Annotated in this window: 10 protein-coding genes; 5 read left to right on the top strand and 5 right to left on the bottom strand. The window is 38.7% G+C overall.

The features are described 5' to 3' along the window. Together QL982_RS01895 and QL982_RS01890 are read right to left on the bottom strand one after the other, a co-directional pair. Positions 1-583: hypothetical protein (locus QL982_RS01895; protein WP_290190136.1), on the bottom strand; the 583-nt coding region annotated here is incomplete at its 3' end. A 1-nt stretch (position 584) separates the two neighbouring features. Beyond that, positions 585-1,112 carry a PAAR domain-containing protein gene (locus QL982_RS01890; protein WP_290164370.1) on the bottom strand — a complete coding sequence of 176 codons (528 nt, stop codon included), beginning with the start codon at positions 1,110-1,112 and terminating at the stop codon, positions 585-587. A 306-nt stretch (positions 1,113-1,418) separates the two neighbouring features. Between QL982_RS01890 and QL982_RS01885 the strand changes: the two genes are divergently transcribed. Then, on the top strand, positions 1,419-2,117 hold the full coding sequence (locus QL982_RS01885) for a hypothetical protein (RefSeq protein WP_197099700.1): 699 nt from the start codon (positions 1,419-1,421) through the stop codon (positions 2,115-2,117). A 37-nt stretch (positions 2,118-2,154) separates the two neighbouring features. Here the strand turns inward: QL982_RS01885 and QL982_RS01880 are convergent, their stop codons facing one another. After that, the gene (locus tag QL982_RS01880) at positions 2,155-3,174 is read right to left on the bottom strand and encodes a lipoate--protein ligase (RefSeq protein ID WP_290164368.1); all 1,020 of its coding nucleotides are present in this window, start codon (positions 3,172-3,174) and stop codon (positions 2,155-2,157) included. 253 nt (positions 3,175-3,427) lie between these two features. On the opposite strand from QL982_RS01880, the gene QL982_RS01875 reads away from it, so the two are divergent. The 4 genes from QL982_RS01875 to QL982_RS01860 all read left to right on the top strand — a co-directional run bounded on the left by QL982_RS01875 (position 3,428) and on the right by QL982_RS01860 (position 6,302). Then, a complete protein-coding gene (locus QL982_RS01875) occupies positions 3,428-3,871 on the top strand; it encodes a hypothetical protein (protein WP_290164367.1) in 444 nt (147 codons plus the stop codon). 93 nt (positions 3,872-3,964) lie between these two features. Then, on the top strand, positions 3,965-4,465 hold the full coding sequence (locus QL982_RS01870; RefSeq protein WP_290164365.1) for a hypothetical protein: 501 nt from the start codon (positions 3,965-3,967) through the stop codon (positions 4,463-4,465). Between the two features lie 14 nt (positions 4,466-4,479). Continuing rightward, on the top strand, positions 4,480-5,034 hold the full coding sequence (locus QL982_RS01865) for a YfbU family protein (protein WP_290164364.1): 555 nt from the start codon (positions 4,480-4,482) through the stop codon (positions 5,032-5,034). 365 nt (positions 5,035-5,399) lie between these two features. After that, the gene (locus QL982_RS01860; protein WP_290164363.1) at positions 5,400-6,302 is read left to right on the top strand and encodes a DMT family transporter; all 903 of its coding nucleotides are present in this window, start codon (positions 5,400-5,402) and stop codon (positions 6,300-6,302) included. Positions 6,303-6,334: 32 nt separating this feature from the next. Here QL982_RS01860 and QL982_RS01855 read toward each other — a convergent pair whose 3' ends face one another. Further along, entirely contained in the window at positions 6,335-7,486 is a 1,152-nt protein-coding gene (locus QL982_RS01855; protein ID WP_290164362.1) for a hypothetical protein, read from the bottom strand. Between the two features lie 105 nt (positions 7,487-7,591). Then, positions 7,592-8,707, bottom strand: coding sequence for a hypothetical protein (locus QL982_RS01850; protein WP_290164360.1), 1,116 nt, complete (start codon positions 8,705-8,707; stop codon positions 7,592-7,594). Between the last annotated feature and the right edge of the window lie 396 nt (positions 8,708-9,103).

Below are 9,103 nucleotides of genomic sequence, written 5' to 3'. Positions count from 1 at the left end.
CTATTATATAGTGAGTTAAATATGCTTCACTACGATTAGTAGCTCTTATGGAATTTCTAAGTTCAATATGTAGTCCATTTTTCAGTGCCCAATAATCCGCAACAATAGATGCTTGCTGTTCAATTCCATAATCTAGTAAGGTTTTTGTTTGGTCAAGTTCATACTTATACGCGCCATGCCCTAACCCTAATTTTTGACTTGGATATTCTATAAATATCTGTTCACTTACGGCTCGTAAAACTACCATTTGCCCATTTTGATGCTGCCAAACATGAGTCATTTCGTGTATAAAAAAATGCTTACTAGTATCTGAAGCTAAAGAAAAATCTTTTTTATGCACCTTAGGAGCAAAATATATACTACCATTAGGTGCTATTGCCATAGTGTCCTTTTGTTTAGACCATAATTTTCTGTTATAAATACGAACGGTTTTAAAATCTATGTTGTTACCAAACATTTCTTTAATAAGACTTTCTTCACCAGAAGTTAGCTTTCTTCCAGCATCCACTTCAATACACTTATGATCACTGTTATTTTTTTCAGTAAGATGACGATTACCACAATCAATTTCTTTTCTTGACATATTACTCTTCCTCATCAAATAGTATCTTAATACTCACTTCCGCTGGATAATCTGCTCCAATGGCTTCAGTGAACCCTTCTTCATCAGTCGTACCTTCAACCGATTTACCGTCATAATCTAAACGGTAGTTGATATAGGCTAGTGGAAATTGACTATGTTGATCCAGTAATTGAAATCTATCATCATAAATATCTTCATCTATGTTGTTAAGCAAGCTTTTTGAGTCCGACTTTGCAGACTGCAATGGTTCAATATTGCCCACATCAAAACCCGACTCCGAAAACGCTTGTTGACTAGCAATCAGTTTTGAGCCGCAGCTGGTCATATCACCTACACGGGCAACAGGCGCACCATCCACTATATAGGACGGGTCACCTGTGATAATCGTAACGACTTTTTTGCACTTCTTACAGACGACCTTGTCGCCCTTGCGAGCGATAGGGATACCATAATGAGTGGTTTGCAGTGAGCCAGTTATTACTGTACCGCCATGTGTGGTCTTTGCGCCGACAGTGATATAGGCTGCCATAGTGCTACCTCTTTGTAATTTGTAAAATCTGATACATTATGTTTGATCTGTCATGGATAGTTCATTATGACGGGTCTTTTATCACTAGCCACTATACTTGATTGACTAAACAATATTCAACTTAAATTCATTATCAGTTATGATGACCGCGTATGTTTTCTTTACCTACTATCACTTCTGACATAGCGAAACTGACGCATGAATTCTGCTCAAAGATCCGTTACATTCTCGACCATTATAAATATCTTAAAAAAGCGGCCTATTGCTATATTTTTTGCAGTTATATTCGCCTTTTTTGCCTTACTAATGGCGACTATTTTTACCCTAGTATTTTCTTTGACTGGTAATGATATGCCAAAAGTAGACTATGAGTTAATTGATGCCCAAGGTATAGAAACTACTGCCGAGATTAGCAATATCGAAACCGATTATACGGTCACAGTAAATGGCCTGCATCCAACAGTGATTTCATATCAATATATAGAAGATGGTCAAGCAATTGAGTCTGAATATAAAGTGCTCGAAGAGGTCAAGATAGAGGCGTTGGCGGCCGGTGACGATATAACGATTAAATCTCTCAATGGTCAGTCGGCTATCAAAAACATCAAGCCTTATCACTTCCCTACGACTTTGTTTTTCCTTGCTCCTATACCTTTTTTGCTATTCGGATTGCCATTTTTACTCTATATAATAGTAACGACTAGCAAAGAGCTTAAGCTCTATAAATATGGGCAAGTAAAATCAGCAAGGATTGTATCTATCATGCCAAAATACACGATCCCTTTTGTCAGTATTGGGCAAGGCGTCAAGGTGCATTATGAGTATGAGACTGGAGATGGCAATAAGATTGTCGGCGAGTCGGTGACCAGTGATTTCTCAATCATCAGTGATAAAAGAACAGGCGATACTATTCTGATATTTGTCGAGCCTGACAACGAATATAAGTCATGTGTCGTGCCTAAGCTCGATGCGCTTAAAAATAATTGGCATATTAATTTTGAATAGTATAAAGGCAGGCAAGGAGAAGGGAAGGGCGGTTTTTCTAACCTTCCATCTCACCACTCAACCACTCAGATACGTCATTCACTTGCGCTGCTACATCAGGATGGGTTGTGCCTAGTTCATAGAGCTTAGTTTTTACGTCACTGCGATTATATTTGCTATCAGTCAAAGCTTCTTTTAACAGATCAATCAACTCAACGTTTAGCGCATCAGAGAAGATAACGACTTCACGAATCATCGCTTGCTTTACATCAAGGTGCAAATCGATAATGCCCCAATCAAAGCGTGTCTCGATATGATGGGTAAACTCAGGGGTCTTGCCAAAACGCCAATCCCAATCCGCCATTTGCTGATAGTATTTGTGCAAACTAGGCTGCTTAGATAGACTGGCTTCATCTAACGCTTCTATTGGCGCAGTGTCGCCATAATCTTTGTCGCGATAGTATTCACAAAACGCCTCGATAATCGCATCAGACAGCGTGTCATGATTGATGTCGTTATTGAACTCAACTAAGTTTGCCACACGAGCACGCACGGATTTTATACCTTTGGCTTTTAGCTTGAGTGGATGCGGATTGAGGTAGTCACCGAGTTTTTGCATGTTGGCATTGACGAGTAATGTCCCGTGATGAAAGCTGCGATCCGCTGCATGTTTAAAGGCACTGCCTGAGATTTTTTTATCACCCACTTGCATGTCATTACGACCAGATAAATCAGCATCTATGCCTAATTTTTTCAGCGCATTAATGATGATGGTAAAGTTCGCTGCTTGGTCGTAGTCGTCTTTAGGTGATAAAAAGGTAAAGTTGGTATTGCCCAAATCATGAAACACCGCACCGCCGCCACTCTGACGCCGCGCCAAAAACACATCATCAGCTTCCATTTTATCGATTTTGCATTCCACCCACGGATTCTGCGAGCGTCCGATGACCACAGTCTCAGAATTACGCCATAGAAACAGCGTGTGCGAGTCGGGATTGAGGGTATTAAATATCCAATCCTCGGTTGCAAGGTTAAACCAAGGGTTGGTCACGGCAGATTTTAAGATACGCAGTTTCATTTTTTATCCTTTTGAGTAGAAGGTTATTTATTAGGTTTTATGAGTTGGCTTTTATATATAGGTATCACCATTCTTACCGATGTGAGGTTGGAATTCAATGGCGATATGGTGGAGGGAGTGGTTTTAATGATACTGATGAATTTGTGAAAAATTAACCTACTATAGTTCCTTCTGTTATGATTACGACTGAAACTAAGTAAGCAAAAGGCATTAGTGAAAACCAGCTGCCTGATGAATAAGAAGGAATTTGATTATGGATGATAGAGTGAAAAACTTAGACACTCCTGAGAAATGTAAAATTTTTGCTAAAAATGCTTTGACTGTAGGTAGAGAAGATTTGGTAAAGCAAGCAAAAGAGCGCGCTATTGAACTAAAAGCTGAAGCTTATGGGGCTGAAACGTCTGCTGAGAGAGAAGCGATAAAGGCAGTCTATGCTTATGAAGAAGTTCTAAGTGTCAATAATGGTAAAAAAACACGTGCATCAAGAACTTGGCCTATGATTCAAAAGTACGGAATAATAAATGCTGTCGAGCGTGCTGTTAATCGTAAAGCCGAAACGAAAGGTTACACTGTGCTATTAGAAATGGGTTTGGAAGCTTATGCTTTTGAAGCAGTAATACTTCGCTATCCTGAACTATTCTCTGAGAATGCAGTAGGAATATCTCAACAAAGAATGAGTGAGTGGAAAAGTATATAACTATCTCTTGCAACATAAAAAACCATATATTCTCGCTAGTATTATTCTGTTGAATATTGCGTTAGTGAAGTATAAAGGAAATTCGAGGAATAGATGGAAAGCTTATTATCGATATTTGGTTCGGTTGCATCTATAGGCGCTGCTGTATGGGCATTCTTGGAAGCGAATAAAGCCGCTGCATCAGCCTCTAAATCAGAGGAAATTAGAAACGGAATGATTGATCGAAGACGATTAGGTGAAGTGTCAAAGGTTCATGCACAAACAGATAGAATACTATCTGTCGTTTCAAAAATAGGACCTTCCTGCAATACGAAAAAGCTCAAAGGAGTTGATTATCATAGTATTGCAAAGGATGTTGAAGAGTACGCAAGGTTTATTAATGAACAAAGTTCAAATTTCTCTCATGATTTTGTGAATAGAGCTAGTTCGCTTTACGATGATTTAGAAAAAGATATTGAAGAACTATCAGAAGCATCCAGTCCTGAAATCATAAAAAATGTAGGAAAGCGCATATATTATAAGATAAATAGTTTTATGCCTTTTGTTAAAGACCTCGCTGATGAGCAGCGGGAGTATCCTGTTTCAGCTAAATAAATTTGGTAAATATCATGAAAATTTCAGATGGTGAAAAGCTTATACTTTTAATGCTGAGTGAGCTATATGATCGATTAGAAATAAACGGAGAAATTGAATCAGAATTCATTCGCTCTGCAATTTTTAGTAACAACATCTGGGCGATACCTTGGAAGTATTCTGGAGTACCTTTCGAAGATCAAGATGATCCGGATATTGTTAAAGAAGTTCTTGATATTTTAGGTATGTGGAGCTCTATAGAATATAGCTATGAACAACTTTCAGAAAAAGAAACAAAGTACTTACAAGAAATTGTTACTAAGCCATTTGGTGAAAACCCAAAGTTTCCTGGTTTTGATGGCAACAATGAATCATCTTATATGGGGATAGCATCATTTATCGTCAATGAATTAGATAGATTTGAAGAGTTTAAAGGTCGAAATTTCAACTCGCATTTTCCTTCTTTAGATGGTCATGAAAGGATGCTTGCCGTTTTCAAAGAAATACAAGCAACTATGGATTTCGGTTCACTATCTGTTGAAAATTTAGCTAAGATTCTAAAAGAACGTATTCATCCTAGTAAACGATAAAGTAAATAGCGAACGGAACAAACATAGGACGATGCTAAGTAGTTACATACTTTTTAGAAAAGGTTGGGGTAACTAGCATTAGCTTTCATATCATCTTCACTTCAAAACCTACCTCAGCTATAAAACCATTACAGCAACGCCCGAAAATAAGACCATTTTGGTTAATTTATCAGGTCGCGGTGATAAAGATATCGATTTCATTTTAGACAAAGTAAATTTGTAAACAAAAGTGAGTGATGAGTATAGAAAAACTATCCCCATTGAGCGATTAACAAGTTATCATCATGAGCTTTTTATCACTTAATAGACTTTTAAGACCGACATGAGTTGGCAAACACAGTCTAAGCGCTTAATAGGATTCCTCAATGACCAACCGTGACCTCATCATCTTTGTGACACTCTCTTTTATGTGGTCACTCTCCTTTATTTTTTATCGTATTGGCGTGCCTGAGTTTGGCTCACTGGCCTTTGCCAGTCTGCGCGTGATCTTTGCTGGATTGGTCATGCTGATCTTTGTATTGCTAAAAAAGAAAAACAGAGTCGGTATTAAAAAGCATTGGAAAATGCTGGCACTCGTTGGTTTGTTTTCTGCGGCGCTCCCGTTTATGCTGTTTTCTTTTGCTGCGCAGTCAGTAAACGCAGGCGTGCTGGCCGTATTGAATGCCTCTGTACCGATGATGAGTGGCTTTATTGCTAGAGTGTTCTTTAAAGATAGGCTATCAAAAAAACAAGCGCTCGGTCTGGTCATCGGTGTGATTGGGGTGATGATATTGATGAGCGAAAGCTTGTTTGGTGGCGGTGAGCCAGGGAAGGGGTTGATCGAAGGGCTATTACCGATGGGTTATGCATTGTTGGCCTGTGTGGGTTATGCGCTCGGGGCTAACATCACCAAAAACTATCTATATGAAGTCTCGCCAGTCGCGATTACCGCAGGATCACTCATCATCGCTAGCATAATCATGCTGCCTATTGCTTTTAATGAATTTCCTTATGGCAAAGAAATCAGTGCAAAAGCGTGGGTATCCGTGATTTCTATCGGTGTGTTTTCAACAGCCATTGCCCTCATCTTTATGAATCAATTGATCAAAAATATCGGGCCGACACGAGCCACCAGCATCACCTTAGTCATTCCGATTTTTGCCATTATTTTAGGCTACTTATTGCTTGGTGAAGCCCTAAATATCCAAGCCATCGTCGGTTCAGTGGTGATACTAATCGGGACATATTTGTCTTTAGAGTTGTCTATTAAAAAGATGATAAAGTCGTAAATTATGTACGGAATAATGTGGGTGTTTTGACTTTATTGAGCATTGTCATCCACACAAATAACGCCATTTAAACAATTTCTATGTTGAGTGACGGTCCATGGCGACGATAGGTCTAATGCTTTATGCAATTGATAGGGTGTGATGTTTCGCTCATCTATTTCACGACCGTTTTCATCTTTGTCAGGTATAGGGTATCGCTTAAGACGTTCGGTATCGGATTGATCCATAAACATTAAAAAGTTTTGCACATTTTTAGCCAGTTTACTATTAGGGCGTTGAGCCAGCTGCACCATCAGTTGTTCGTTATCTGAGTCATAGAATTCGCGCATTTCCTCATTTGTCCACTGGGTATTCTCTGACCCAAAAAACAGTAAATAACGATACATATTGAATAACACGTTAGCATCGTTATAAAAAATACTCTGTGGATACTGGTGCATGAAATCTTCCCAGAAGACGGTACGCTCTACCAACTCATCAAAAGAAAAAGCTATCGCTGCATCAAACCAAAATATTCCTTGGTTGTCTTGAGCCATTCGCTGGACGAAGGCCGCTTGATCCTCTGGTAAATATGGAATGAATATATCTGCCATAGCCGTTAGGTCGTGATGAAACTCATAATCACCTTCACCCAAATAGCGCACACTGACGTCAGACCTACTCATGATTAAACTAACCAAATATCGAACATGAGGGTTCACTGCTTTTAATTGTGTCACCGAAACTTTTTTACCTTGTTCAATACTACTCATCAAGTCATAAAATGCGCTGTCGTCTATAGCGCTATCAACATTCAGAAAACGTGCATACATCGCCTGATACTCTGCTAGCCATTGCAATATTTCAGCGTTGTTGGCCACTGGTAAGCAAGCGGTTAACTGGTGCTGAACCGCATGAATGTCTTCGATTTCATTTTTATTGTTGATAGCATTTATCGTGTCATTAAGCTTGCTACAAATCAGCCGCTCTTTTAATGTTTCTTCCGATAGCTCCACCAATGCTTTAGTGAGTTCTTTCGGCGTCTTTGCTTCTGCGACAGGCGTTGTGCTTTGAGGGGTTGTTGATTGTGCTTCTGATGAGGTCGCTTTATCTGAGGGAGGTTGGCAAGCGGTAAGGGCAAACACTAAGCTTGAACCTATGATAAGCGGTAGTTTTTTGTTTTGAATAAGTGATAACAACTTCATTTTTTATTTCTATACCTGTAGCAGGAAAGAGTGAGTAGGGCATGTTCTAAATCCAGTTGATAGTCATCTAGATTGGCCAAGAATAGCTAATTACTATTTCTAAAATTAGGATATGGGATCGTCTACACAAGAGATACCATTTAAGCAATCTCTATGATGCTGCACATCCCAAGGAGAGGGTATTTGTAATACTTGGTGTAATTGATAACGCACTTTGGACCAATCATGTATTTCATAACCATCTTCATCTGTGCTAGGTACAGGATATTTAGTCTGTCGTTCACTATCGGGTAACGCCAAGAAGCCAAGAAAAAGCTGAGCATTTTTGGCTAATATACTGTTGGGACGTCTGGCTAAATCAAGCATGATTTTTTTATAATTAGGTTCCATAAACCGATGGATAGCATCATCTGTCCATTGTGTATTGTCTACTCCATAGAAAAGCACATAGCGATATAAGTTCAATAAAATCTTGGCATCTTGCACAGCATAGCCATTTGGATATTGCTGTATATAATTTTCCCAAAATGTTGCACGTTCGATCAACTCTGCAAAAGAGACAGCAATGGATGCATCCATCCAAAAACTCTCTTGATTGTCTTGTGCCATACGTTGGATAAATGCTGCTTGGTCATTCCGTAGATAAGGCGCAAATATGTTTACCATCGCTAGCATGTCATGATCAAATGAAAACCAACCTTCCCCTAAGTCACGGAATCTCACATCGGCACCACTTTGTATTAGCCCAATTAAGTATTGTGAACGTGGGCTTAGGGTCGCTAGCTGCTTTGATGTTACGTTTTCTTCATAATATAAGTCATAGACAATGCTGTTAAATTTTTCATCGTCTATATCAAAATCACCTACTAAAAACTGTTTATACATTGACTCATAACTGCTCAATAATTCTATTACTTCAGCATTGCTGGCCGTCGGTAAGCAAGTATCTAATTGTTTTTGAATGGCATAAATATCTTCAATTTTGCTAGTACCATCCACTTTTTGCATTGCCTGATTGAGCTGTACACAGGTTTTCGCATCTACACCTAAGCTCTTTTTACTAGGCTCAGGATTTTCTAAAGCCATTGATATTCTTGATTCTTCAACAGCTTGTGCTTGGGGTAATGGGGTATTCGAGGTTGGCTGGCATGCAGTGACAGTAACAGTGCTAACGAGCAGCAGGCTTGAACCTATGATGAATGACACTTGATTTTTTTGCACAGACTGTATCCTTTTAACATGCCGTAAAATATAAATATTCATAGTTTAGAATGAGTTCTAATAGACAAATAATAAAACTATTGTTTGCTTATGTTGATTTTACCTTTTAATAGGCTGTCGAGATAGTAGGTATTGTCCTTTATTAAATAAATATAAAGCAGTGTTTCTGTTTGTAAAGTCTACTTGAATAATAACGGACACTCCCTATAAAGATAACGGTCGTTCAATATACGTCTTTGCTTAGCAAATAGGCAACGATATATTCTATTGACCCAGTACTATTGATTCAATGGCTCGCAATTTTTCATGGTTCTAAGCCAGTTATTTGCGAGTACTTTAACTAATAGTTGAGAGCTTTAACTAATAGTTGAGAACTCTAATGAATAGTCGAGCACT

The organism is Psychrobacter sp. 5A.1 (genome assembly GCF_030407455.1).
Classification (GTDB): domain Bacteria; phylum Pseudomonadota; class Gammaproteobacteria; order Pseudomonadales; family Moraxellaceae; genus Psychrobacter.
The sequence above is the reverse complement of the archived record's forward strand: the minus strand, read 5'-3'. Positions and strand labels throughout refer to the sequence as shown.